This is a genomic window from Micromonospora sp. NPDC047738 (genome assembly GCF_040642675.1).
Taxonomy (GTDB): Bacteria; Actinomycetota; Actinomycetes; order Mycobacteriales; family Micromonosporaceae; genus Micromonospora.
Map to the genome: position 1 here is coordinate 496,907 of NZ_JBEYSO010000001.1, position 23,735 is coordinate 520,641.

At 73.9% G+C, this 23,735-nt stretch carries 24 protein-coding genes; 7 read left to right on the plus strand and 17 right to left on the minus strand.

The window, feature by feature from the left end; genetic code table 11:
• Positions 1–133: 133 nt before the first annotated feature.
• From gatA to ABZ783_RS02340, 13 genes are all read right to left on the minus strand, one after another.
• Positions 134–1,609: an Asp-tRNA(Asn)/Glu-tRNA(Gln) amidotransferase subunit GatA gene (gene gatA / locus ABZ783_RS02280; protein ID WP_357433877.1), complete on the minus strand. Its 1,476-nt coding sequence runs from the start codon at positions 1,607–1,609 to the stop codon at positions 134–136.
• A 76-nt stretch (positions 1,610–1,685) separates the two neighbouring features.
• Positions 1,686–1,991 (minus strand): Asp-tRNA(Asn)/Glu-tRNA(Gln) amidotransferase subunit GatC, encoded by a 306-nt coding sequence (gene gatC / locus ABZ783_RS02285; protein ID WP_148797891.1) that lies wholly within the window; start codon positions 1,989–1,991, stop codon positions 1,686–1,688.
• 141 nt (positions 1,992–2,132) lie between these two features.
• Positions 2,133–4,589, minus strand: coding sequence for an EAL domain-containing protein (locus tag ABZ783_RS02290; protein WP_357433880.1), 2,457 nt, complete (start codon positions 4,587–4,589; stop codon positions 2,133–2,135).
• Between the two features lie 164 nt (positions 4,590–4,753).
• Positions 4,754–6,907 carry an NAD-dependent DNA ligase LigA gene (ligA, locus tag ABZ783_RS02295; protein WP_357433882.1) on the minus strand — a complete coding sequence of 718 codons (2,154 nt, stop codon included), beginning with the start codon at positions 6,905–6,907 and terminating at the stop codon, positions 4,754–4,756.
• Positions 6,908–7,062: 155 nt separating this feature from the next.
• Positions 7,063–8,076, minus strand: a complete 1,014-nt coding sequence (locus tag ABZ783_RS02300; protein WP_357433884.1) for an ADP-ribosylglycohydrolase family protein — start codon at positions 8,074–8,076, stop codon at positions 7,063–7,065.
• 31 nt (positions 8,077–8,107) lie between these two features.
• Complete coding sequence (locus tag ABZ783_RS02305; RefSeq protein WP_198940144.1) at positions 8,108–8,476, minus strand: VOC family protein; 369 nt, start codon at positions 8,474–8,476, stop codon at positions 8,108–8,110.
• A 36-nt stretch (positions 8,477–8,512) separates the two neighbouring features.
• On the minus strand, positions 8,513–9,517 hold the full coding sequence (locus tag ABZ783_RS02310) for a methionine synthase (protein WP_357433886.1): 1,005 nt from the start codon (positions 9,515–9,517) through the stop codon (positions 8,513–8,515).
• A 568-nt stretch (positions 9,518–10,085) separates the two neighbouring features.
• Entirely contained in the window at positions 10,086–11,159 is a 1,074-nt protein-coding gene (gene mnmA, locus ABZ783_RS02315) for a tRNA 2-thiouridine(34) synthase MnmA (protein ID WP_357433889.1), read from the minus strand.
• A 37-nt stretch (positions 11,160–11,196) separates the two neighbouring features.
• On the minus strand, positions 11,197–12,372 hold the full coding sequence (locus tag ABZ783_RS02320; RefSeq protein ID WP_357433891.1) for a cysteine desulfurase family protein: 1,176 nt from the start codon (positions 12,370–12,372) through the stop codon (positions 11,197–11,199).
• Between the two features lie 189 nt (positions 12,373–12,561).
• Complete coding sequence (locus ABZ783_RS02325; RefSeq protein ID WP_357433893.1) at positions 12,562–13,521, minus strand: electron transfer flavoprotein subunit alpha/FixB family protein; 960 nt, start codon at positions 13,519–13,521, stop codon at positions 12,562–12,564.
• An 11-nt stretch (positions 13,522–13,532) separates the two neighbouring features.
• Complete coding sequence (locus tag ABZ783_RS02330; RefSeq protein WP_357433895.1) at positions 13,533–14,312, minus strand: electron transfer flavoprotein subunit beta/FixA family protein; 780 nt, start codon at positions 14,310–14,312, stop codon at positions 13,533–13,535.
• Between the two features lie 389 nt (positions 14,313–14,701).
• The gene (locus ABZ783_RS02335) at positions 14,702–15,106 is read right to left on the minus strand and encodes a hypothetical protein (protein ID WP_357433897.1); all 405 of its coding nucleotides are present in this window, start codon (positions 15,104–15,106) and stop codon (positions 14,702–14,704) included.
• A 2-nt stretch (positions 15,107–15,108) separates the two neighbouring features.
• On the minus strand, positions 15,109–15,906 hold the full coding sequence (locus tag ABZ783_RS02340) for a GNAT family N-acetyltransferase (RefSeq protein WP_357433899.1): 798 nt from the start codon (positions 15,904–15,906) through the stop codon (positions 15,109–15,111).
• A 41-nt stretch (positions 15,907–15,947) separates the two neighbouring features.
• Here ABZ783_RS02340 and ABZ783_RS02345 point away from each other — a divergent pair, with 41 nt between their 5' ends.
• From ABZ783_RS02345 to ABZ783_RS02355, 3 genes are read left to right on the plus strand one after another with little or no spacing between them, the layout of a single operon-like run.
• Positions 15,948–16,334: a DUF202 domain-containing protein gene (locus ABZ783_RS02345; protein WP_357433901.1), complete on the plus strand. Its 387-nt coding sequence runs from the start codon at positions 15,948–15,950 to the stop codon at positions 16,332–16,334.
• Entirely contained in the window at positions 16,331–16,630 is a 300-nt protein-coding gene (locus ABZ783_RS02350; RefSeq protein ID WP_357433903.1) for a DUF202 domain-containing protein, read from the plus strand. The genes ABZ783_RS02345 and ABZ783_RS02350 overlap by 4 nt, the downstream gene beginning before the upstream one ends.
• A gap of 28 nt (positions 16,631–16,658) precedes the next feature.
• Positions 16,659–17,066 carry a PLD nuclease N-terminal domain-containing protein gene (locus ABZ783_RS02355; protein WP_357433905.1) on the plus strand — a complete coding sequence of 136 codons (408 nt, stop codon included), beginning with the start codon at positions 16,659–16,661 and terminating at the stop codon, positions 17,064–17,066.
• 79 nt (positions 17,067–17,145) lie between these two features.
• Here ABZ783_RS02355 and ABZ783_RS02360 read toward each other — a convergent pair whose 3' ends face one another.
• Together ABZ783_RS02360 and ABZ783_RS02365 are read right to left on the minus strand one after the other, a co-directional pair.
• A complete protein-coding gene (locus tag ABZ783_RS02360; protein ID WP_357433907.1) occupies positions 17,146–18,768 on the minus strand; it encodes an acetolactate synthase in 1,623 nt (540 codons plus the stop codon).
• A gap of 113 nt (positions 18,769–18,881) precedes the next feature.
• A complete protein-coding gene (locus tag ABZ783_RS02365; RefSeq protein ID WP_357433909.1) occupies positions 18,882–19,655 on the minus strand; it encodes an enoyl-CoA hydratase-related protein in 774 nt (257 codons plus the stop codon).
• Between the two features lie 98 nt (positions 19,656–19,753).
• Between ABZ783_RS02365 and ABZ783_RS02370 the strand changes: the two genes are divergently transcribed.
• A complete protein-coding gene (locus ABZ783_RS02370; protein WP_357433911.1) occupies positions 19,754–20,272 on the plus strand; it encodes a DUF6232 family protein in 519 nt (172 codons plus the stop codon).
• On the opposite strand, the gene ABZ783_RS02375 is transcribed toward ABZ783_RS02370, so the two are convergent.
• The gene (locus tag ABZ783_RS02375; RefSeq protein ID WP_357433913.1) at positions 20,218–20,655 is read right to left on the minus strand and encodes a nuclear transport factor 2 family protein; all 438 of its coding nucleotides are present in this window, start codon (positions 20,653–20,655) and stop codon (positions 20,218–20,220) included. The genes ABZ783_RS02370 and ABZ783_RS02375 overlap by 55 nt on opposite strands.
• Before the next feature lie 271 nt (positions 20,656–20,926).
• On the opposite strand from ABZ783_RS02375, the gene ABZ783_RS02380 reads away from it, so the two are divergent.
• Entirely contained in the window at positions 20,927–21,409 is a 483-nt protein-coding gene (locus ABZ783_RS02380) for a DUF6232 family protein (protein ID WP_357433916.1), read from the plus strand.
• A 46-nt stretch (positions 21,410–21,455) separates the two neighbouring features.
• Positions 21,456–22,202, plus strand: coding sequence for a hypothetical protein (locus tag ABZ783_RS02385; RefSeq protein WP_357433917.1), 747 nt, complete (start codon positions 21,456–21,458; stop codon positions 22,200–22,202).
• 38 nt (positions 22,203–22,240) lie between these two features.
• Here ABZ783_RS02385 and ABZ783_RS02390 read toward each other — a convergent pair whose 3' ends face one another.
• Positions 22,241–22,693 carry a rhodanese-like domain-containing protein gene (locus tag ABZ783_RS02390; RefSeq protein WP_357433919.1) on the minus strand — a complete coding sequence of 151 codons (453 nt, stop codon included), beginning with the start codon at positions 22,691–22,693 and terminating at the stop codon, positions 22,241–22,243.
• 71 nt (positions 22,694–22,764) lie between these two features.
• On the opposite strand from ABZ783_RS02390, the gene ftrA reads away from it, so the two are divergent.
• Positions 22,765–23,733 (plus strand): transcriptional regulator FtrA, encoded by a 969-nt coding sequence (gene ftrA / locus ABZ783_RS02395; protein ID WP_357433921.1) that lies wholly within the window; start codon positions 22,765–22,767, stop codon positions 23,731–23,733.
• Positions 23,734–23,735: the final 2 nt, after the last annotated feature.

The window sequence follows — 23,735 nt, forward strand, 5'->3', positions numbered from 1 at the left end:
AGCCAGGAAGGCGTAATGGACCGAACGGTGACCGCGTGTTGCCGATCGGTGTTGGCTTCGGCTGCCGCGGCGCCCGTTCCCGGACGTGACCGCGCCCCTCGCGGGGCGGCCGGTCGGCCGCCCCGCGGGCGGGTCACAGGGCCGGCGGGGCGAACGTGCCGACCGTGGACTCCAGCGCGGCGGCCACCCGGTACATCCGGTCGTCCGCCATCGTCGGGGCCATGATCTGCAGACCCACCGGAAGCCCCTCGGAGAGGCCGCACGGGACCGAGATGGCCGGCCCGCCGTACAGGTTGGTCGGGATGGTGAACAGGTCCGCCAGGTACATCTGGTACGGGTCGGCGGTACGCGCCCCGATCGGGAAGGCCACGAACGGGGTGGTCGGCGAGATCAGCGCGTCCACCTGCTCGAACGCTGCGGTGAAGTCCCGGGTGATCAGGGTGCGGACCTTCTGCGCCTGCCCGTAGTAGGCGTCGTAGTAGCCCGACGAGAGCGCGTACGTGCCGATCATGATGCGCCGCTTGACCTCCGGGCCGAAGCCGGTCTCGCGGGTCAGCGACATGACCTCCTCCAGCGACCGGTTGCCGTCGTCGCCGACCCGCAGGCCGAACCGGACGCCGTCGAACCGGGCCAGGTTGGAGGAGCACTCGCTCGGCGCGATCAGGTAGTAGGCCGGCAGGGCGTACTTGAAGTGCGGGCAGGAGACCTCGACGATCTCGGCGCCCAGCTTCGCCAGCGCCTCCACCGACTCGCGGAACGCGGCCATCACGCCCGGTTCGGCACCCTCGCCGGTGAACTCGGTGACCACACCGAGCTTCACGCCGGTCAGGTCGCCGGTCGCGCCGAGCTTCGCCGCACCCACCACGTCCGGCACGGCGACCGGGATGGAGGTGGAGTCGCGCGGGTCGTGCCCGCCGATCACCTGGTGCAGCAGCGCGGCGTCCAGCACCGTACGGGCGCACGGACCAGGCGTGTCCAGAGACGAGGAGAACGCGACCAGGCCGTACCGGGAGGTGCCGCCGTAGGTGGGCTTGGCGCCGACCGTGCCGGTGACCGCACCGGGCTGGCGGATCGAGCCGCCGGTGTCCGAGCCGATCGCCAGCGGCGCCTCGAACGCGGCCAGCGCGGCGGCGCTGCCGCCACCCGAGCCGCCCGGGATCCGGGTCAGGTCCCAGGGGTTGTGGGTCGGACCGTAGGCCGAGTATTCGGTGGAGGAGCCCATGGCGAACTCGTCCATGTTGGTCTTGCCGAGCATCACCGTGCCCGCGTCGCGCAGCCGCTGCACGATCGTCGAGTCGTACGGCGGGCGCCAGCCCTCCAGGATCTTCGACCCGACCGTGGTCGGCACACCCTTGGTGGTGAGCACGTCCTTCACGGCGACCGGCACGCCGGCCAGCGGGCCCAGTTCCGCGCCGGCGGCCCGGCGCTCGTCGACGGTGCGGGCGGCCGCCAGCGCGCCCTCGGTGTCGACATGCAGGAAGGCGTGGACCTGGTCCTCCACGGCGGCGATCCGGTCCAGGTGGGCCTGGGTCACCTCGACGGCGGAGGTCTCCCCGCTCGCCACGAGCCCCGCGATCTCGCTCGCGCTCAGCTTGATCAGGTCGCTCATGCCGACACTCCGCTTCGCTCCGTGCCGCCATGAGGCACCACCACGCTGATCCTGATGATTCGCTCGCTGCGCTCGCTCATGAAGCCACATCCTCATCCAGGATCCGCGGGACGCGGAACCGCTGCTCCTCGGCGTCGGGCGCACCCGACAGCGCCTCCTGCGGGGTCAGGCACGGCGCCACCACGTCCTCGCGTAGGACGTTGGTCAGCGGCACCGAGTGGGAGGTCGGCGGGATGTCCGCCGCGGCGACCTCGCCGACCTGGGCGACCGACTGGAGGATCACGTCCAGCTGACCGGCGAAGGTGTCCAGCTCCTCCTCGGTGACGGCGAGCCGCGACAGTCGCGCGAGGTGCGCGACCTCCTCGCGGGAGATGGCGGCCATCGGGTGCCCCCTTCGTGGCTGTCCTGCTGCGTCTTCGGTGTGCCGGCCGCGCGTTCGTCGGTGGCGATGACGCGCGGTGACCGCAGCGAGTCTATTGTCCTGCGGTCGGGTCGGCGCCTCCGACTCCCCCTCCCGGCCCCGTCACCGGGCCGGTCGGCGCGGCCCCTCCGCTTCCGCGGCCGACACCGGGTGGACCGGACGGTAGCGGGACAGCCAGGTGACCAGCTCCTCGGCCGGCATCGGGCGGGCGTAGAACCAGCCCTGGGCCACGTCGCAGCCGGCGGCGTGCAGCAGCCGCCAGGTGCGCTCGTCCTCCACGCCCTCGGCCACCACGCGCAGCCCGAGCGCCCCGGCCAGCTCGATCATCGACCGGACGATCGCCGCGTCGTCCGGGTCCTCCGCCATCCCGAGGACGAACGACCGGTCCACCTTCACCTCGGACAGCGGCAGCCGGCGCAGGTGCTGCAACGACGAGTACCCGGTGCCGAAGTCGTCCAACGCGATGCCGACGCCAATGCGATGCAGCTGGGAGATGCTGGCCAGCACCCGCCGCGGGTCGGCCATCAGGGCGCCCTCGGTGATCTCCACCTGGAGCCGGTCCGGCGGCACGCCGTACCGGGCCAGCCGGTCGGCGATCTGCTCGGCGATCTCGCCGGTGTGCAGGTCACGGACGCTGACGTTGAGCGCGGCGCGCAGCGTGAGGCCGGCCGCCGACCACTTCGCCAGCTGCTCCGTCACGTCGTCCACCACCCGGCGGGTGAGCAGCCGCATCACCGCGCTCTGCTCGGCGACCTGGATCAGCTCCCCCGGGTCGACCATGCCGCGGCGCGGGTGTCGCCAGCGCAGCAACGCCTCGACCCCGACGACCTCGCCGGTCGCGATGGCGATCTGCGGCTGGTAGTACATGGTGATCTCGCCCGGATCCCCGGCCGGGTCGTCCCCGCCGCCGACGTTGCGGACCGGGCCCTCGCCGAGCGCCTCCGGGAACCGGTCACCCGCGGCGCCCACCGACGCGTTGGCGCCGACCGTGCGGGCGGCCCGGCGGCGGATCGGATCGGCGTTCGTGACGATCCGGTTGATCAGCTCGTCGTCGTGCCGCAGGTCGACCCGGGCCGGTCGGCGACGCAGCCGCCACCGCCCCGACCCCTGGCCCGGCCGGGCAGCGACGCCGCGCCGGCCGCCGTTGCGGGCTACGCCGTCGGCCCGAGCCGGGGCGGGCAGGCCGGGCGCGGCGGCGAGGGCGGCGCCGTCGCCCCCGCGTACGCCGGGCGGCGCCGCGACGGGCGGGGTCGGCGTGCACTCCAGCACCCGGCGCAGGTCGGCCAGGAGGCCGAGCCGTTCCGCCGAGTTGTGGTCGGACTCGGCCGCGTAGACGGCGACGGTGTCGTTGCGGTGCTTGGCGTCGTACATGGCCACGTCGGCGTGGCGCATCAGCGTGGCGAAGTCCTCGCCGTGCTCCGGGAACATCGCGACACCGATCGAGCCGCCCACGTCCAGCGGCAGCCCGTCCAGCGGGACCGGCTCGGCGAGCGCGGCGACCACCCGGTCGGCCAGTTCCCGGGCCTGGTCGGCACCGGTGAGCCGGGGTACGACGATGGCGAACTCGTCGCCGCCGAGGCGGGCCACCAGGTGATCCTCGTCCACCACGTCGGTCAGCCGGGCGCTCACCTCGACCAGCAGCCGGTCCCCCACCGCGTGCCCGAGGGCGTCGTTGACGTGCTTGAACCGGTCCAGGTCGAGCAGCAGCAGGGCGAGGTGGGCGTCCGGCTCGCTCCGGGCGGCGCGCTCGGCGTGCAGGTGCACCTGCTCGGCCACTTCGGCCAGCAGCGCCTTGCGGTTGGGCAGCCCGGTGAGCGGGTCGAGGGCGGCCAGTTGCTCCTGCTCAGCGGAGAGTCGGGCCATCCGGTAGACGGCGAAGAGCGGCACCAGCACCAGCGGGATCAACGCGGCGCTGGCCCGGGCGGCGGCGACCAGCACCGGGGCGAGCAGCAGCAGCGAACCGGTGGAGAGCAGCTCGTAGGCCAGGCCGAGGCGGACCCGGGGCCACCAGCGGGCGCCGAAACGCAGCCGGATCGCGAAGGTGACCAGGCCGTAGTTGACCGTGAACCAGGCTGCGGCGGCACCGCCCACCGCCGCGACGTCGGCCCAGTGCAGCCGCCCGCCGTCGAAGAGGTCGCCGGCACCGAGCCGGGTGACCAGGTACGCGGCACCGAGCGCGCAGGCGTACTGGGCGGCGTTGAAGCCGGTCCGCCAGAGGGCGTATCCGAGCCGCCAGCCGGAGACGGCCACCGCCACGGCCTGCACGGCGACGGCCGGGCCGAGCCCCCAGCCGAGCAGGATCGCGAAGGTGAAGCAGGTCGACGGGAAGACCGCCGAGGTCCGGCGCCGGCCGGGCGGGACGAACGGGCGGGCGTCACAGGCGACGGCGAGCGCCGCCATGGTCCAGAAGGCCGGCGGCATGTCCGACAGCCGTTCCGGCAGCCCGGCCAGCGGACCGGCCGAGACGAGCACGGCCAGCACCCCGACCACGGCGACGAAACCGAAGAACGGCGTACCCCGCCCAGGCGGCACGGAGTTACGCGGGTCGCCGGTCTCCATCGCACCTCCCGGGAGCGGCCCTCCGGCGTGCGCCGTCACACGCCGTACGCCAATGAAACGCCCTCAGGGCCCGATTCCCGCCACGACAGTCACGAATCGGTCGTAGTCGTAATTAACTTGGTATCCGCGCCTCGACCCCGCGGAGATCCACTTCGAGCCCGCCCTCACTCCTCGACGCGGGCCACCGCCCGGGCCGCGTCCGGGCCGGACTCCAGCAGCACCCGGAAGCCCTCCTCGTCGAGGACGGGCAGCTTGAGGCTGGCCGCCTTGTCGGCCTTGGACCCGGGGTTCTCCCCCACCACGACGAAGCCGGTCTTCTTGGAGACCGAGCCGGTGACCTTGCCGCCCCGGCTCTGGATCGCCTCGGACGCCTGGTCGCGGCTGAACCCGGCCAGGGTGCCGGTCACCACCACGGTCACCCCTTCGAGGGGGCGCGGCCCCTCCTCGCCGGCCTCCTCGGCCATCCGCACGCCGGCCTCGGCCCACTTGCGCACCACCTCGCGGTGCCAGTCGACGGCGAACCACTCCTTGATGCTGGCGGCGATGGTCGGGCCGACCCCGTCCACCGAGGACAGCTCCTCCTCGCTGGCCGCCTCGATCGCCGGGACGGACCGGAAGTGCCGCGCGAGGGCCTGCGCGGCGGTCGGGCCGACGTGCCGGATGGAGAGCGCGACCAGCACCCGCCACAGGTCCCGCTCCTTGGTCACGGCCAGGCTCTCCAGCAGCTTGGTGGCGTTGCTGCCCAGGGTGCCGTCCTTGTTGACGAAGAACGGAGAGCGGGCCAGCTGCTCGGCGTCCAGCTGGAACAGGTCGCCCTCGTTGGTGATGATCTGCGCGTCGAGCAGCGCGGCGGCGCTCTTCTCGCCGAGCACCTCGATGTCGAGCACCTTGCGGTCGGCCAGGTAGACGACCCGTCCGCGAATCTGGCCCGGGCAGGTACGCGCGTTGGGGCAGCGGATGTCGACGTCACCCTCCTTGGCCGGCGCGAGCGGGGTGTCGCAGGCCGGGCACGTGGTGGGCATGACGAACGGGTGGGCGTCGGCGGGGCGCAGGTCGACCACCGGGCCGAGCACCTCGGGGATGACGTCGCCGGCCTTGCGGAGCACCACGGTGTCGCCGATCAGCACACCCTTGCGCTCTACCTCGCGGGCGTTGTGCAGGGTGGCGTACGCGACGGTGGAGCCGGCCACCTTGACCGGCTGGAGGACGGCCCGCGGCGTCACCCGGCCGGTCCGCCCGACCTCGACGTCGATGTCGAGCAGCTTTGTGTTGACCTCCTCCGGCGGATACTTGAAGGCGATCGCCCAGCGTGGCGCGCGGCTGGTCGAGCCGAGCCGCCCCTGGATGGAAACCGGGTCGACCTTGACCACGACGCCGTCGATCTCGTGCTCGACGTCGTGCCGGTGCTCGGCGTAATAGGCGATGTACTCGGCCACCCCGGCGAGGTCGGGCACCACCCGCCAGCGGTCGCTGGTGGGCAGCCCCCATGCCTTGAGCGCCGCGTACGACTCGGACTGCGCCGTCGGCTGGAAGCCGTCCCGGGCGCCGATGCCGTGCACCACCAGGCGCAGCGGGCGGGAGGCGGTGATCCGGGGATCCTTCTGGCGCAGGCTGCCTGCGGCGGCGTTGCGCGGGTTGGCGAACGGCGCCTTGCCCTGCTCGACCAGGCCGGCGTTGAGGTCGGCGAACGCGGCGACCGGGAAGTAGATCTCGCCGCGCACCTCCAGGAGGTCGGGCACGTCCGGGAAGTCGTCGGACGGGGTCAGCCGGGCCGGCACGTCCCGGATGCTGCGCACGTTGGCGGTGACGTCCTCGCCGGTGCGACCGTCGCCCCGGGTGGCGGCCCGGACCAGTCGGCCCTTCTCGTAGGTCAGGTTGATGGCCAGGCCGTCGACCTTGAGCTCACAGAGGTAGGGCGCCGGGCCGCCGGCGTCCCGCTCGACCCGCTCGGCCCAGGCGGCCAACTCCTCGTCGGCGAAGGCGTTGTCCAGCGAGAGCATCCGCTGGGCGTGGGTGACCGGGGTGAAGTCGGTGGAGAAGGTCCCGCCCACCCGCTGGGTCGGCGAGTCGGGGGTGCGTAGCGCCGGGTACTCCTCCTCCAGCGCCTCGAGCTCGCGCAGCAGCTTGTCGAAGTCCGCGTCCGGGATGGTCGGCGCGTCGAGCACGTAGTAGCGGTACTGGTGCTCGGTGAGCTCCTGGCTCAGCGTGGCGTGCCGCTCCCGGGCCTCCGGGGTCGGCTCGGCGCCCGCCGCCGCCTCCTGGGCGGGGCTGACCGTCTGGGGAACCGCGTCCTCGGACCCGCTGCCGCTCTCGGACACCCTAGTCGACCTCCCGTGATCGTGTGACCTCCGCACCGTAGCGGGCAGGGCTGACAACCGTCCTCCCACCCGCCCTGACCAGGCACGCGACACCAGCATGCGCCGAGCCCCCGGCCCCCGACCACCCGCCGGTTCACCGGCCGGGGGCGGGCCGGTCAGTCGTGGGGGGTGGCGAGGGTGGTGAGCTGGTCGGCGTACTCGATGCGGGTGGACCAGTCGGCGGGCCACGCGGACATGCCACGGGCGGCGCCGAGGAAGGCCCCGGCGAGCGCGGCGATGGAGTCGGAGTCGCCGGCGGTGGTGGCCGCCCGGGCCAGCGCGCCGACCGGGTCGTCGGCGTGCCGCAGCGCGCAGAGCAGCGCGGTCGCCAGGGCCTCCTCGGCGATCCAACCCTCCCCGGTGAGCCGGCACGGGTCGCCGCCGTCGTCCGGCCGGGCCAGCGCCGTGTCGAGCCGGCCGAGTACCCGCAGGCACTCGTCCCACCCCCGGGCGATGAACTCCTCGGGCGTCGCCTCGCCGGGGCGCTGCCACAGGTCGCCGAGCCAGTCGGCGCGGTAGACCGTCCGCTGCTCCCGGGCCCGGGTGGCGAGCAGGTCGGGCAGGTCGGTGAGCGCGGCGCCGTCGCGCAGCAGCCGGACCGCGTACGCGGTCAGCTCGCTGGCCGCCAGGCCGGTCGGGTGCCCGTGGGTCAGGCCGGCCTGGAGCTGGGCCAGCCCGGCGAGCGTGTCGAGGTCGACGTCGAGCAGCCCGACCGGGGTGACCCGCATGTTCGCCCCGCAGCCCTTCGAGCCGGCGACCGTCGCCTGCTGCCAGCGGACGCCCCGGTCCAGCTCGGCGCAGGCCCGCAGGCAGGTCATCCCCGGCGCGCGGTTGTTGTCCGGGCTGACCGCCCAGGCGAGGAACCGCTGCCGCAGCAGCGGCTCCACCACCCCCGGCGTGTACGCGGGCGCGTCGTGCAGCGCCCAGGCCACCGCGAGCGCCATCTGGGTGTCGTCGGTGACCAGCGCCGGGTCGCCGGTCAACTCCCGCGGGCCGGCCGGGCCGTAGCGGCGGACGATCTCGGCGACGGTCAGGAACTCGGTGGGCCGGCCCAGGGCGTCGCCGTAGGCGAGACCGAACAGCGAACCGGAGGAGCGGCGCGGCGAAGAGTCGATCACGGTGGCGATCATGCACCGCCGCCGCAAGCCGCGCCGCTCGCGGTCAGTCCCAGCAGAGGCAGAACGGATGCCCGGCCGGGTCGGCGTAGACCCGGAAACCCTCACCCTCGCCGGGCAGCCGCCGCGCCCCCAGGGCCAGCGCTGCCTTCTCCGCGGTCTCGATGTCGTCCACCGTCACGTCGAGGTGGAACTGCTGCGGCCGGTCCGGGTCGGGCCAGTCCGGCGCGCGCAGGCCGGGCGCCTGCTGGAAGGCGATCCGCGGCTGGTGCCCCGGCGGACCGCCGAGCACCACCCATTCGTCGCCGTCGGAGTTGTCCTCGATCAGCGGGAGGCCGAGCAGCTCCGCGTAGAAGCCGGCCAGCGCGCGCGGATCGGGGCAGTCGATCACCACGGAACGCAGCTGTCCAATCATGCCGGTCATCCTGCCCGGTAGGTGCGACAGGAAACCTCAGTCCTCGGCCAGCCGTCGGCCGGCGTCCCGGCACGCCGCGAGGACCGCCCGGGCGTACGCCGGGGCGGCCCCGGCCAGGCCGCAGGCGGGGGTGACCACCACCTGCTCGGCGAGCCGGCGGCGGGGGAAGCCTAGTTGGTCCCAGACCCGGCGTACCCGGTCGGCGACCTGGGCCGAGGTGGGGGCGCGACCGCCGGGCGGCGGCAGCGCGGGCGCGGCGCCGGCCAGCAGCCCGAGCCCGGCGTCGATCGCCTCGCCGAGCGGGTCCAGGTCGGTGACCAGTCCGAGGTCGAGGGCGACGCCGGCGGCCCCGGCGGTCCGGATCAGCTCCAGCGGCACCTCGGGCGCGCAGCAGTGCAGCAGGGTCGGCACGCCGGTCGCCTCGATCACGTCGCGCAGCAGCGCCCTGGCGACCTCCGGTTCCACCGCAGGGTAGGTGCCGAAGCCACTCTCGGTGGGCACCCGGCCGGCCAGTACCGCCGGCAGGGACGGCTCGTCGAGCTGGAGCAGCACCGACGCCCGGGGCAGCCGCCGGGCCACCGCCTCGACGTGCCCGCGCAGCCCCTCGGCGAGCGAGCCGGCGAGGTCCCGCACCGCGCCCGGGTCACGGATCATCCGGCCGCCGATCGGCAGCTCCACCGACGCGGCCAGGGTGAACGGGCCGGCCGCCTGGACCTTGACCGGGCCGGCGTACTCCTCGGCCTGCTCGGCGAGCTGGTCGAGGTCGCGCTCCATCAGGTCGCGGGCGCGACGCAGGTCCTTGCCGGGGCGCGGCGCGACCCGCCAGCGGGCCGCGAACAGCTCGACCGGCAGCTCGACGAGCAGCCCGGCGGTCCGGCCGATCAGGTCGGCACCGGGACCCCGGGCGGGCAGCTCCGGCAGGTGCGGCAGGGCGGGCAGCTCGCCGAGCACGATGCGCTGCGCCTCGGCGATGTCGGTGCCGGGCAGCGAACCGATGCCGGTCGCCGCCCCAGCGGGCCAGGGCCAGGGCTGATCACTCACCGCCGCAGACTATCCGCTGCCCGGCCCGCTTCCGGCGGGGACGCCGCCCCGGGCGAAGAACGGCACGCCAGCGGTGTCCACGTGGCCGGCACGCAGCCCGAATTAGGGCGTGTCTCCCGGATCTCGTCGAGCCGAGACGAGGCCCAGGCGGCGATCCGACAACGCCGCCGGGCGCCGCCTGGGCTCGTCGCAGGCCGGCGAAGATCCGGGAGACGCGCCCTAGTCCCCGCAGCCGCTTTCGAGCTGACATCACGAACGACTCAGCGCCACCGCCGCACGACCCGACCAGGCCTCCAACCCTGACACCCGCACCCGCACCCGCCGGCACCCGCACCCGGCAGCGGCAGCGGCAGCGGCAGGCTGAATCGTTTATGACATCAGCTCGAAAGGACGCGCAGGCACAGTCGCCGGCGCGAGGAGGGCTTCGGGGCGCGACGGCCGGCGGCACCGAAAAGACCAGGGCCAGAGCTATGGTCACCGCCGACCGACCACGCCGGACGCCCAGTGCCCATCGCGGAATGCCGAAACGCGCACCGACCGCGAGAGCTTGAGCGGGAGCAGCGGGGGCTCAGCCGGTGATGGTGGCGGAGCCGAGCACCACGTCCCCGGCCGGGTCCGGCCGGTATGCCACCACGGCCTGCCCGGCGGCGACCCCGCGTACCGGGCGCCGCAGCTCGGCGTGCAGCCCGTCGGCGTCCAGCGACACGGTCGCCGGCACCACGTCGCCGTGCGCCCGCAACTGCACCTCGCACTCGACCGGGCCGGCAGGCCGCTCGCCACCGGTCCACACCGGGCGGGTGGCCCGCACCTGGGAGACCTCCAGCGCCTCGGCCGGCCCGACCGTCACGGTGTTGGTCTTCGGGGTGATGGAGAGCACGTAGCGGGGGCGGCCGTCCGGGGCGGGCCGGTCCAGGTGCAGGCCGCGCCGCTGCCCGACGGTGTACTGGTAGGCGCCGGTGTGGCTGCCCACCACCGCGCCGGTGAGCGCGTCGACCACCTCGCCGGGGGCCTCGCCGAGCCGCTCGGCCAGGAAGCCCCGGGTGTCGCCGTCGGCGATGAAGCAGATGTCGTGCGAGTCCGGCTTGTCGGCCACCGCGAGGCCGCGCCGGGCGGCCTCCGCGCGTACCTCGGCCTTGGTGGAGTCGCCGAGCGGGAAGATCGACCGGTCGAGCTGCGCGCGGGTCAGCACCGCGAGGACGTACGACTGGTCCTTGGCCAGGTCGACGCTGCGCCGCAGCAGACCGTCCGGGCCGAGCCGGGCGTGGTGGCCGGTCACCACCGCGTCGAAGCCGAGCGCCACCGCCCGGTCCAGCACCGCGGCGAACTTGATCTTCTCGTTGCAGCGCAGGCACGGGTTCGGGGTACGTCCGGCCGCGTACTCGGCGACGAAGTCGTCCACCACGTCCTCGTGGAAGCGGTCGGCCAGGTCCCAGACGTAGAACGGGATGCCGAGCACGTCGGCGGCCCGACGGGCGTCCCGGGAGTCCTCAAGGGTGCAGCAGCCCCGGGCACCGGTGCGGTAGGTCTGCGGGTTGCGGGCCAGCGCCAGGTGCACCCCGGTCACGTCGTGCCCGGCCTCCACCGCGCGCGCCGCCGCCACCGCGGAGTCCACCCCGCCCGACATCGCCGCCAGAACCCTCACCGGCTCACTCCCCTCGTCCTCACCGAGGGTATCCGGGTCAGCGGGGGGTGCGGAGAGCGGCCGCGCGGCGGGCTCGCTCCACGGCGGCCGGCAGCGCGGCGATCAGCGCGTCGACCTCCGCCCGGGTGCTGGTGTGGCCGAGGGTGAACCGCAGTGACGAACGGGCCCGGTCGTCGTCGGCGCCCATGGCCAGCAGCACGTGCGAGGGCTGGGCCACCCCGGCCGAGCAGGCCGAGCCGGTCGAGCAGGCGATGCCCTGGGCGTCGAGGAGGAGCAGCAGCGCGTCCCCCTCGCAGCCGGGGAAGGAGAAGTGCGCGTTGCCGGGGAGCCGCTCGACCGGGTCGCCGTTGAAGATCACCTCGGGGACCGCCTGCCGGACCCGTTCCACCAGCTCGTCGCGGAGGGCGGCGATCCGGGCCGCGTACTCCTGCTGGCCCTTCACGGCGGACTCGACGGCGACCGCGAAGGCCACGATGCCGGCGGTGTCGAGGGTGCCGGAGCGGACGTCGCGCTCCTGGCCGCCGCCGTGCAGCACCGGGGTGGCGGCGACGTCCCGGGCCAGCAGCAGGGCGCCGACACCGGTCGGACCGCCGAGCTTGTGCCCGGTGACGGTGAGGGCGGACACTCCGCTCGCGGCGAAGTCGACCGGCACCTGCCCGACCGCCTGGATCGCGTCGGTGTGGAACGGCACCCCGTGCTCGGCGGCGACCGCGGCCAGTTCGGCGACCGGCTGCACGGTGCCCACCTCGTTGTTGGCCCACATGGTGGTGACCAGGGCCACCCGCTCGCCGTGCGCGGCCAGCTCGGCGCGGAGCCGCTCCGGGTCGAGCCGGCCGGCGGCGTCGACGGGCAGCCAGCCGACCTCGGCGCCCTCGTGGCCGGCGAGCCAGTCCACCGCGTCCAGCACGGCGTGGTGCTCGACGGCGCTGGAGACCACCCGGGTCCGCTCGGCGTGGGCGGTGCGGCGGGCCCAGAAGATGCCCTTCACCGCGAGGTTGTCACTCTCGGTGCCACCCCCGGTGAAGATCACCTCGGAGGGGCGGGCACCGAGGACGGCGGCCACCCGCTCACGGGACTCCTCCACCCGCCGCCGGGCGCGCCGGCCCGTCGCGTGCAGCGACGACGCATTGCCCACCTCGCGGGCCGTGGCGAGGTACGCCTCGAGTGCCTCATCGAGCATCGGGGTCGTCGCCGCGTGATCCAGGTATGCCATCCCGCTCAGCCTAACGGCCCAGCGCCGTGCCGCCGGACGCCGGACCGCCCGTCGATCCCGGGCCACGCCGGATGTTCCCAGTCGGTACGCTGAACGGGCCCACGTCGCCGACAACTCGCCGAGGGCAACCCTGACGGGCTGATCGGCGGGCCGGCTCAGCTCCCCGGCCCGCCGATCAGCTCCCTTCGGTCACTTCCGCTTGCGGATCTCCTCCGCGGCCTGCGGGACGACCTTGAACAGGTCGCCGACCACGCCGAAGTCGGCCAGCTCGAAGATCGGCGCCTCGGCGTCCTTGTTCACCGCGACGATGGTCTTCGAGGTCTGCATGCCGGCCCGGTGCTGGATCGCGCCGGAGATGCCCAGCGCGATGTAGAGCTGCGGGGAGACGGTCTTGCCGGTCTGGCCCACCTGGAACTGGTGCGGGTAGAAGCCGGAGTCGACCGCCGCGCGGGACGCGCCGACGGCGCCGCCGAGCAGGTCGGCCAGCTCCTCGACCAGCTTGAAGTTGTCCGCGTTGCCGACACCGCGACCGCCGGAGACGACGACCGAGGCCTCGGTGAGCTCCGGGCGGGAGCCCTTCTGCTCGGCGACCCGCTCCACGACCTTGGCGAGCTTGTCGGCGTCGGTGACCGACACGGTGAGCTGCTCCACCGCCGGGCTGGCCGGGGCCGGGGCCGGGGTGAGCGAGTTCGGCCGGACGGTGACCAGCGGCAGCCCCTTGGTGACCTTGGACTTGACGATGGTGGAGCCGGCGAACGCGACCTGGGTCGCGGTGCCGTCGGCGGCGAGGGCGACCACGTCGGTCAGGATGCCGTTGTCCAGCTTGACCGCCAGGCGGGCGGCGATCTCCTTGCCCTCCTGCGACGAGGCGAGCAGCACGGCGGCCGGCTGCACCCGCTCGACCAGCTCGGCCACCACGGTGGCCTTCGGGGCCACCAGGTAGCCGTCGATCTCCGCACCCTCGGCGGCGTAGATCTTCTCCGCGCCGTACTCGCCCAGCTTGGCGCTCAGCGCCTCGGCGGCACCGGCGCCACCGAGCACGACCGCGCTCGGGGTGCCCAGCTCGCGGGCGAGGGTGAGCATCTCCAGGGTGACCTTCTTGACGCCGAACTCCCGGGTGGCTTCGACGACGACGAGAACCTCAGACATGTCCAGACCTCTCACACGAACTTCTCGGTGGCGAGGAACTCGACCAGCTTCACGCCGCCCTCGCCCTCATCGGTGATCTTCTCGCCGCCGGAGCGCGGCGGGCGCTTGGTGTGCTCGAGCACGGCGCTGGTCGCGCCGTCGAAGCCCACCTCGGCGGGGGCGACGCCGAGGTCAGCCAGGGAGAGCGTCTGCACCGGCTTCTTCTTGGCGGCCATGATGCCCTTGAAGGAGGGGTAGCGCGGCTCGTTGATGGTGTCCCAGACGGAGACCACGGCCGGGGTGGCGGCGGTGACCACCTCGTAGCCCTCCTCGGTCTGCCGCTCGACGGTCAAGGTGGAGCCGTCGACGGTGAGCTTGCGCGCGCCGGTCAGGGCGGCGACCCCCAGCCGCTCGGCGATCATGTGCGGGAGGACCTGGACCCGGCCGTCGGTCGACTCGGCACCGCAGATCACCAGGTCTGCGCCGAGCTGACCGAGGGCGGCGGCGAGCACCTTGGAGGTGGCCACGGCGCAGGACCCGTGCAGGGCGTCGTCCACCACGTGCACGGCCTTGTCCGGGCCCATGGAGAGCGCCTTGCGGATCGACTCGGTCGCCCGGTCCGGACCCATGGTCAGGATGGTGACCTCGCCGCCGTGCGCCTCCTTGATCTTCAACGCCTCCTCGATGGCGTACTCGTCCATCTCGTTGATGACGTTGTTCGCCGAACCGCGGTCGACGGTGTTGTCGTCAGGACGCAGGTTGCGGTCCGCGCCCGAATCGGGCACCTGCTTGACGAGTACGACGATGTTCATCGCGCTTCGACGACCCTCCTGTTTGGTGTAGCGATCACTCGCCCGGTCACGGGCGCAGCCTCCCGCGTGACTTAACGATCGGTCAACTGCGGGCTGCTGTGCGGTTGCCCACGGGACCTATGTTACCCACAAGTAGCATCGCCCCTCCGGGCGCTCAGAGTGACACAGGTCACCGGGCGCCCGAGTGCCGGGTAGGCTCACAAACCGGGAGGTGAGGCATATGTCCGAAAACGGCGTATCACCGGGTCGGCGCGACCCGGCGGGAGGCCTGCGCACCTCCCGCCGGCCCTGCCGCCGGATGATCCCGGACACCTACCGGTGCGCCTGCGGCCGCGTCCGCGACCGCTGTGTCCGGGCCAGCGTCCGCGCGCTCTGGTCCGCCGAGCCGGTCAGGCGGGCCCGGCCAGCGCACCCCTGATCTTGTCGATCACCGCCGCCTCACTGGTCGACTTCCCCCGGTGGGCCTGCGCCACCCGCTCCGCCGCGGCCAGCACCACCGACCGGTACGTCTCGACGTCCGCCGGCGACTTCGCCCGCAGGATCTCCACCGCGCGGCGCAACGCGGGCAGCACCGTCGCCTCGATCTCCAGCGCGGAGTCCCGGGGCAGTTGCGGCAGCCGGCCCGCGGTGAGTGCCTCCTTCACCACCCCGCTGGCGCCGCCGAGCGCCCCGGACGCCGCGAAGCTCTCCCGCACCAGGGACAGCATTCCCGGCTCGGCGTTGGAGACCAGGAAGACCGCGCCGAAGGCTCCGGTCCTGAGGGTCAGCCGCTCGTCCTCCGTCAACGGTTCCATGATCACGGAGTGTAGACGTACGGAGTGGTCGTGGTGACCGCGACAAGCCCCAGCCGCTCCAGGATCGGGCGGCTGTCCGGCGAGCAGTCGACCTGCACCAGCGTCTTGCCGCGCTGCTCGGCCAGCCGCGCCCGGTACGCCACCAGCGCCCGGTAGATGCCCTTGCCCCGCCACTCGGGCAGGGTCGAGCCGCCCCAGAGCGTGGCGAAGCTGGTGTCGGGCAGATAGCGCACCCAGCCGGCGCTGACCACCACGCCGCCCGCCTCGGCCACCACCACCGTGATCGACTGCGGGTCGGCCTCGATCTCCTTCGCCAACCCGGTGACCAGGTGGCTCCGGTCGTCGTTCCAGACCGCCTCCTCCATCGCGGCGATCCGCTCCAGGTCCTCCCGGTCGGTCACCTCACGCAGGCGTACCCCCTCGGGCAGAACCGGGACGGCGGCGGCCAGGGCCGCGACCGGACCGACCACGACGGTCTCCAGATCCTCCGGCACGAAGCCGGCAGCGCTCAGCCGGTCGCCCAGGTCGGCCGGCTCGTCGTGGCCGTTCAGCTTCCACTCGACCGCCTCGCCCCGGCCGCGGAAGAACTCGACCTGCCGGGCGATCAGCGCGTCCAGCTCCGCGCCGGCCAACCCGTCGAGGGTCCGGTACGTGATGAACCCGCGATGGTCCAGGCCGACGATGCGGACCAGCGGGCCGTCCCGCTCGACGGTCACACCGGCCCGCGGCGGGTTCGGGATCTCCGGGCGGATCTGTGCGTCATAGGCATCGCGCAGGCTGCGCGCGTCAAGATCAGTCATCCCCCCAGGCTAGGCACCGGGTAAAGCGGATAATCGACGACATGTGGGAGGCGATCAGGCGCTGGTTCGACCCGCGCGAGCTCCGATCGGTCGGCACCACGCCCGACTACCGCTTCTCCCTGGCCAACGAGCGGACCTTCCTGGCCTGGCTGCGTACCGGCCTGGCGCTGATCGCCGGCGGGCTGGCCGCCGCGCAGTTCCTGCCCCCGCTCCCCCTGGCCCACCTGCGCGAGGCGATCGCCATCGCACTGCTGCTGCTCGGCGGCACAGTCGCGGTCCGCGCGGTCGACCACTGGGCGCGTACCGAGCGGGCGATCCGGCTGGGCGAGGAACTGCCCGCGTCCCGCTTCCCGGCGATCCTGGCCCTCGCCGTCGCCGTCGGCGCGCTGCTGCTGGTGGTCGCGGTCCTCGCCCGGGCGATCCGGTGACCGGCGACCCCGGACTCCAGCCGGAACGGACCCGGCTGGCCTGGCGGCGTACCCTGCTGACCCTCACCGGGGTCACCGTGCTGCTGGTCCGGCTGGCGCTCACCGGCGGCGCCACGGGCGCTGCGCTGGCCGGGCTCGCCGTGCTGGCGTGGCTGGGCGCGCTCGCGGTGAGCTGGCGGCGGGCCACCGGCACCGGGGCATGGCGGCCGCCGCGCTGGTCGTTCCCGCTGACCGCGCTGACCGCTGCCGGTCTCGCGCTGCTCGGCGTCGTGCTGGTGGTGGCCGGGCTGCGCTGAACGGCGTCAGTGGTCCATGATGTCCGGCATGTATCGCCTGTACGGGCTCCTCTTCCTGGCCCAGATCGTGCTCGCCGTCTGCGCACTGATCAGCTGTCTCTCCGCCGAGGAGGGTGAGATCCGGGCGCTGCCCCGCATCGCCTGGGTGCTCATCATCCTGTTCTTCCCGCTGATCGGTTCGGTCGCCTGGTTCGCCGCCGGGCGGGAGCAGGCCGGTCGCCGGCCCCGCACCGCCTGGCCGATGGGGAACGGCTTCTCGGAACAGGACCGCCGCCGGCCGGTGGCGCCGGACGACGACCCGGCGTTCCTGTCCTCCCTGGCCGAGCGGTCTCGCCGCGACGACCAGGAACTCCTCCGGCGCTGGGAGGACGACCTGCGCCGGCGCGAGGAGGAGCTGCGCCGCCGGGAGGGCGACCGGGACCGGCCGGAGGTCTGAGCCCCGCTGGTAGTCCGCTCACCCGACGACCCGACCGCCGTCGCCGGTCACTCCGGCGACGGCGGTCGCCGGCCGTGGGTCAGGCCAGGTTGGACGAGCGGGGGTACGCGTCGGACGGGTCGGTCAGCACGTTGACCAGGTACGGCACGCCGGCGTCGAAGGCGCGGGTCAGGGCCGGGCCGAGGTCGGCGGCCTTCTCCACCGTCTCGCCCGCGCCACCGAGTGCCTCGACCACCTTGTCGTAGCGCAGCCCGGGCTGGAGGTCGGCGGCCACGTCGTAGCCGTACATGGCTCGCATCGGGTGCTTCTCCAGCCCCCAGATGCCGTTGTTGCCGACCACGATGACCACCGGGAGCCGCTGCCGGACCAGGGACTCCACGTCCATCAGCGAGAAGCCGGCGGCGCCGTCGCCCATCAGCACGCAGATCTGTCGGTCGGGGTGGCTGACCCGGGCTCCCATGGCGTAGCCCATGCCGGTGCCGAGGCAGCCGTACGGGCCGGGGTCGAGCCAGGTGCCGGGCTGCGCCGGCTCCAGATACTTCCCGGCGTACGACACGAAGTCGCCGCCGTCGCCGATGGTGATCGCGTCGGCGGCGAGCACCCGGCGCAGCTCGCCGTAGACCCGGGCCGGGCGGATCGGGTCCGTCTCGGCGGCCATCTCCTCGGCGTCGCGGGCCTTCGCGGCGTCCTCCGCGGTGCGCAGCTGGGCGATCCAGTCGGCGTGGTCGGCCCGGTCGCCGGAGTGCTCGGCGAGCGCGGTGAGGATGAGCCGCAGGTCGCCGGCGGGGCTGACGGCCGGCTGGACGTGCCCGGCGCGCTGGCTGGGCGCGTCCACGATGTGGACGACCGGGGCGTCGCCGAAGTCGCCGAAGCTCAGCCGGAAGTCCAGCGGGGTGCCGACGACCACGACCACGTCGGCGCCCTTGAGGGCGACCCGGCGAGCCTTGGCGAAGGCCAGCGGGTGCTCCGGCGGCAGCGCGCCCCGGCCCATGCCGTTGGTGAAGACCGGCACCTGGAGGGACTCGGCGGCGGCGCGCAGGGCCTCGGTGGCGTCGCCCGCGTACACGTCGGAACCGGCGATGATCACCGGGCGGGCGGCGCCGGCGATCAGGCCGGCGGCCCTGGCGACCTCGTCCGGATCCGCCTCCAGCGGGGCGACCGGGGTGACGGCCGGCAGGTCGGCCTCGCCGACCGAGAAGACCGCTTCGAGGGGGAAGTCGAGAAACACCGGGCCGCGGTGCGGGGTGAGCGCCGCGGTGAGGGCGGCGGTGACCGCGCGCGGGATGTCGTCGGCGCTGAACACCGTCTCGGCGTGCTTGGTCACCGGGGCGACCAGGGGCAGGTGATCCATCTCCTGCAGGCTGCCGGAGCCCCAGCGGAACTGCGGGGCCCGCCCGCCCAGCACCAGCACCGGCGAGGCGTTGAAGAAGGCGCTGGTCAGCCCGGAGACACCGTTGGTCACGCCGGGGCCCGCGGTGAGCACGGCCAGGCCGGGGCGGCGCTGGAGCTTCGCCACCGCCTCGGCGGCGAAGACGGCGGACTGCTCGTGCCGGACGTCGTAGATCGGGAATCCGGTCCGGTGCGCGGCGTCGTAGAGCGGGAAGACGTGCCCGCCGGAGAGGGTGAACATCTCCCGTACGCCGTGCGCGCGCAGCGCCGCCAGCGCCAGTTCCCCGCCGTGCCCCTCGACCCGTTCCGTCATCGCCACTCCCCTTCGTCCCAGGACCGGAGTCACACGTTACTGACCGGTAGGCGGAATGTGAACCGGCCTCGGGCCGGCGACGGAGGTGCGCCGCCGACCCGGGGGCAGGCGGCTCAGCGGCCGGTGAAGTCAGGCTTGCGCTTCTCGACGAACGCGGCCATGCCCTCGCGCCGGTCGTCGGTGGCGAAGAGCGCCGCGAAGAGCTGGCTCTCCCAGGCCAGGCCCGAGTTGAGGTCCATGTCCAGGCCACCGTCGACGGCCAGCTTGGCGGCCCGCAGGGCCTGCACCGGGCCGGTCAGGAACGGCTTCACGTAGGCGACGGCGGCGTCGTAGACCTCGGCGGCCGGGACCACCCGGTCGGCCAGGCCGATCCGCAGCGCCTCCTGCGCGTCGACCATCCGGCCCGTCATGATCAGGTCCTTGGCCCGCGCCGGGCCGACCAGCCGGGCCAGCCGCTGGGTGCCGCCGGCGCCCGGGATGATGCCGAGCTTGATCTCCGGCTGGCCGAGCTTCGCATCCTCGGCCACCACCCGCCAGTCACAGGCCAGGGCCAGCTCGCAGCCACCGCCGAGGGCGTACCCGGTGATCGCGGCGACCACCGGCTTCGGGATCCGGGCGATGGCGCCCAGCGCGCTGGAGAGGTCGGCGGCGCGGGCGGCCATGTCCACGTAGGACATGTCGGCCATCTCCTTGATGTCCGCGCCGGCGGCGAAGACCTTCTCCCCGCCGTACACGATGACGGCGCGGACCTCGGCGTCCGCGGTGGCCTCGGTCGCGGCGGCGCGCAACTCCTCCTGCACCTGGGTGTTGAGCGCGTTCATCGGCGGCCGCTCCAGCCGGATGGTGCCGATGCCGTCCTTCACTTCCAGCCTGACGAGCTCGCCCACGCTGCCCTCACTTCCTCGTCGAAGTCGCGTGCCAACCTTACGGCCCGGGTCGTTGGGGCAAGTAGTCTGGTAGCTGCCCTGCCACCGGGAGTAAGGCCATGATCACGTATTACGACGACAGGTCCGTGCAGGTCACCTCGACCGCCGTGCGCGTCGACGGCCGGGCGTTCCCGCTCGCCGAGATCAGCGTGGTGTGGCACCGCCGAGGCAGCCGCTCCTGGCGGGTACTGGCCGGCCGGGGCGCCATCGGAGCGGCCCTCGCCGGCCCCGTGGCGGCCGCCGTGCTCGGGGTCGCGCTGGCCATCTGGCTGCGGCCCGCGCCGGTGGTGACGATCGCCATCGTGGGCGCCTCCGTGCTCGTCGGCCTCGGGGTCGGGCCGCTCGCCGACGTCCTCTTCGAACACCTCGACCGCTCCTACGACCGGGGCAGCCGGGAGCTGGAGATGTGGGCGCGCTGGCGGGGCCAGCCGGTGCGGCTGCTGCGCAGCGGCGACGCACTTCGCTTCGGCCAGATCTACCGGGCGGTGCAGCGCGCCATGGAGAGCGGGCAGGTGCCCCGCCGTCAGAAGGCGATCGGCTCGTCCGGCAGCAGCCCCAGGCCGCGCAGCAGGCCGTAGGTGTCCTGCTCGCCCCAGAACTGGACGATCCGCCCGCCGGCCAGCCGGTACATCTTGCAGGCGCTCTGCACGGTCGTCGCCCCCGTGGCGTCCCGCCGGTACGTCTGCGCCAGCGAGACGACCACCCGGTCCTCCGCCGCGAAGAGCTCCAGGATCTCCTGGCTGATGACGGTCAACCCGGGCGAGGAGACGGCGGCCTCGGGGTAGTGCCGGCCGCGCACCGCCGTGCCCGAGCCGTAGATCTCCACGTCCTCCGCGACCACCTCGGCCAACTCGGCCAGGTCCTTGGTGACGAACGTCCGCAGGTACCGACGGACCACCTCGACGTTGCGCTCCTGCTCGTTGAGGCCCGCCGGGGCGCCGGCGTCGTTCCGGTCCGTCATGCGCTCGGACGCTACCCGGCCGATCGTGTTTCCGTTGTCCCCGCGGCCGGTCGGGGTTTGGAGCCGGAACCCCGAGCCCGGACCGCAGGCACTCCTGTTCGCCCCCCTTTGGAGCTGATGTCGCAGACGATTCGGGCCCGCAGCCGCGCTCGGGCGTGACATCGCAAGCGATTCAGCTCCAAAGGGGGTGCGCAGCCATCGGGCCGCCGCCGCCCCGCCGACGCGGCTCTCGCCAGCACCGGGACTTGAAACCGGGTGGTTAGGCTGAGTGATGACTTTCTATTACCGGGACGACGCGGTACAGGTCACCTCCGAGGCCATCCACGCGGGCGGGCACGTCGTCATCCTCGCCGACGTCACGTACGTCTGGCACGCGCGCGGACCAACCACCCTGGCCGTCCGGTCCCGGGTCCTCGGCCGCGGCGTCCTGGTCCTGCTCCTGTCGCTGCCGCCGCTGGTGGCCGTGGTCTGCGTACTGTCCCTCGCCTGGGCCGCGCAGGACCGGGGCAACTGGCAGCTGGCCCTGGTCGTCCTGGCCGGCTGCGCGATCGCCGCGCTCGCGCTCACCCCCTTTCTGGAGGTGCCGCTCGGCTGGCTGGACCGCTCCTACGACCGCGGCAACCGGGTGCACGAGCTGTGGGTGCAGCACCACGGGCGGGAGGTGATGCTGCTGCGGACACCGGACGCGCTGCGGTTCGGGCAGATCTACCGGGCGGTGCAGCGCGCCGTCGAGCAGCAGGGGGAGCGCCGCTGACCGCTCCACCCGGCGATGCTGGTCGGGGCAACGCACACTGGTGGGCATGGCGATTTCCCTCCCCCGCCCCGGCGCCGTCGTCGGGCTCACCCGTTCCGCCCTGGACCAGGCGCTCGGCTCGGCCGCCGCGTTCGCCGCCGTGCCGTCCCGTGCCTTCGCGGTGCTCGACGACGTGGAGGTGCTGCTGCGCCGGATCAACGGGGTGGTCGACCGGATCGAGGGCACGCTCGACCGCACCGACCGGGTGCTCACCGACGCGGAGGCCGCGGTCCGGGAGGTCGGGGTGATCAGCGCCGCCGCCACCGGGGCCATCGAGACGGCCACCGAGGTCGCCACGGCCGCCGCCGCGGTGGTCGGCGAAGCCGAGCGGGTCTCCGCCGCCGCCGGCGTGGTGGTCGGCGAGGCCGACCGGGTGGCCCGGACGGCGGGCGCGGTGGTGGCCGAGGCCGAAGCGGCGTCCGGCACCGCCACTGAGCTGCTGGCGGCGTACGAGCCGGCGCTGCGGCGGGCCGCGCCGATGGCGGCCCGGTTCGTCGAGCAACTCACCCCGGAGGAGGTGACCGCCGCGATCCGGCTGGTCGACGAACTGCCGAAGCTGAAGGAGCACCTGACCTCGGACGTGCTGCCGATCCTGGCCACTTTGGACCGGGTCGGCCCCGACCTGCACGACCTGCTCGCCGTCACCCGCGACCTCAAGCTCGCCGTCGCCGGCATCCCAGGCCTCGGCATGCTCCGCCGCCGCGGCGAGCGCCTGGTCGACGACCCGACCGACCGGGACGCCGCAGCCAACTGACCGGGCCGACCGGGAGCTGCGGCCGAACGCACCGGGGCTCAGCAGTCGCAGGTCACGGCGGCGCGGGGCGCGGTCAGCTCGTCCACCCGGCGGCGGACGGTCCCCTCCGGGGTTACCACCGGCAGGCCCTCCCGTGCCCAGTACTCGAAGCCGCCGATCATCTCCTTCACCCGCCAGCCGAGCCGGGCGAACTCCAGCGCCGCCCGGGTGGCCCCGTTGCAGCCCGGCCCCCAGCAGTACGTCACCACCGTCGACCCGGCCGGCACCACCTCGGCGGCGCGGGCGGCGATCTCGGCCGTGGGCAGGTGCACCGCATCCGGCAGGTGCCCCTGCCGCCAGGCCGCGGCCCCGCGCGAGTCGACCACCACCAGGTCGGGCGTGCCTGCCGTCAGGGCGGCGTGCACGTCGCTGACGTCGGTCTCGAAGCTGAGTCGGGCGAGGAAGTGGGCGGCAGCGGTCGCCGGGGCGGCCGGCGGTACGGAGAACGTCATGCCCCGATCCTGCGGCTCCGGCCGGCAGCGGCGGGAGTGGCGTGATCGTCGTCCTTCGCTAAGATCCCGCCATGGCTCCCGTGGACCGTACCGTGGCGGTGCTGGCGTACCCGGGGATGTCGGTCTTCGAGACCGGCATCGTGACCGAGGTGTTCGGGCTGCCCCGCCCCGAACTGGAGGTCGACTGGTACCGGCTCACCGTCTGCGCGGAACGCCCCGGGCCGGTGCCGGTCGTCGGCGGGGCCGCCCTGCACACGCCGCATGGCCTGGCGACCCTCGCCGAGGCCGGCACGGTGATCCTGCCCGGGGTGCCGGACGTCACCGCCGACCCTTCGCCGGAGCTGGTGGCCGCGTTGCGTCGGGCGCACCGGCGAGGCGCCCGGCTGATGTCGATCTGCTCCGGCGCGTTCGCCCTCGCCGGGGCGGGTCTGCTCGACGGCCGGCGGGCCACCACCCACTGGCGGTACGCGGACCTGCTGGCCCGCCGTCACCCGGCGGTCACCGTCGACCCGGACGTGCTCTACCTGGACGATGGCGACATCCTCACCAGCGCGGGCAGCGCCGCCGGGCTGGACCTCTGCGTGCACGTGGTCCGCCGCGACTTCGGGGCGGCGGTCGCCAACGCGGTGGCCCGTCGGCTGGTGATCCCGCCGCACCGGGAGGGTGGGCAGGCCCAGTTCATCGAGGCGCCGGTGAGCGTCGACCCGGACGACGACCGGATCGCCGCCAGCATGGCCTGGGCGGTCCGCCACCTGGCCGAGCCGCTGACCGTGGCGGCGCTGGCCCGGCAGGCGCACATGTCGACCCGCAGCTACCTACGGCACTTCGCCCGGGCCGCCGGCGCCAGCCCGATCCGCTGGCTGATCGACCAGCGGGTGCGGGCCAGCCTCGCCCTGCTGGAGACGACCGATGCACCGGTGGCGGAGATCGCCGCGGCGGTGGGCTTCGACAGTCCGGTCACCTACCGGCACCACTTCGGGCGGGCGATGCGCACGTCGCCGTCGGCGTACCGGCGGGCGTTCCGGGCCGGCGTGGCGTAGCC

Coding starts and splice junctions, on each gene's coding strand:
- gatA (WP_357433877.1), bottom strand. CDS start 1,609: ATGAGCGACCTGATCAAGCTGAGCGCGAGCGAGATCGCGGGGCTCGTG.
- gatC (WP_148797891.1), bottom strand. CDS start 1,991: ATGGCCGCCATCTCCCGCGAGGAGGTCGCGCACCTCGCGCGACTGTCG.
- ABZ783_RS02290 (WP_357433880.1), bottom strand. CDS start 4,589: ATGGAGACCGGCGACCCGCGTAACTCCGTGCCGCCTGGGCGGGGTACG.
- ABZ783_RS02300 (WP_357433884.1), bottom strand. CDS start 8,076: ATGATCGCCACCGTGATCGACTCTTCGCCGCGCCGCTCCTCCGGTTCG.
- ABZ783_RS02305 (WP_198940144.1), bottom strand. CDS start 8,476: ATGATTGGACAGCTGCGTTCCGTGGTGATCGACTGCCCCGATCCGCGC.
- ABZ783_RS02320 (WP_357433891.1), bottom strand. CDS start 12,372: ATGGCATACCTGGATCACGCGGCGACGACCCCGATGCTCGATGAGGCA.
- ABZ783_RS02325 (WP_357433893.1), bottom strand. CDS start 13,521: ATGTCTGAGGTTCTCGTCGTCGTCGAAGCCACCCGGGAGTTCGGCGTC.
- ABZ783_RS02330 (WP_357433895.1), bottom strand. CDS start 14,312: ATGAACATCGTCGTACTCGTCAAGCAGGTGCCCGATTCGGGCGCGGAC.
- ABZ783_RS02335 (WP_357433897.1), bottom strand. CDS start 15,106: ATGGAACCGTTGACGGAGGACGAGCGGCTGACCCTCAGGACCGGAGCC.
- ABZ783_RS02340 (WP_357433899.1), bottom strand. CDS start 15,906: ATGACTGATCTTGACGCGCGCAGCCTGCGCGATGCCTATGACGCACAG.
- ABZ783_RS02345 (WP_357433901.1), top strand. CDS start 15,948: ATGTGGGAGGCGATCAGGCGCTGGTTCGACCCGCGCGAGCTCCGATCG.
- ABZ783_RS02355 (WP_357433905.1), top strand. CDS start 16,659: ATGTATCGCCTGTACGGGCTCCTCTTCCTGGCCCAGATCGTGCTCGCC.
- ABZ783_RS02360 (WP_357433907.1), bottom strand. CDS start 18,768: ATGACGGAACGGGTCGAGGGGCACGGCGGGGAACTGGCGCTGGCGGCG.
- ABZ783_RS02370 (WP_357433911.1), top strand. CDS start 19,754: ATGATCACGTATTACGACGACAGGTCCGTGCAGGTCACCTCGACCGCC.
- ABZ783_RS02375 (WP_357433913.1), bottom strand. CDS start 20,655: ATGACGGACCGGAACGACGCCGGCGCCCCGGCGGGCCTCAACGAGCAG.
- ABZ783_RS02380 (WP_357433916.1), top strand. CDS start 20,927: ATGACTTTCTATTACCGGGACGACGCGGTACAGGTCACCTCCGAGGCC.
- ABZ783_RS02385 (WP_357433917.1), top strand. CDS start 21,456: ATGGCGATTTCCCTCCCCCGCCCCGGCGCCGTCGTCGGGCTCACCCGT.
- ABZ783_RS02390 (WP_357433919.1), bottom strand. CDS start 22,693: ATGACGTTCTCCGTACCGCCGGCCGCCCCGGCGACCGCTGCCGCCCAC.
- ftrA (WP_357433921.1), top strand. CDS start 22,765: ATGGCTCCCGTGGACCGTACCGTGGCGGTGCTGGCGTACCCGGGGATG.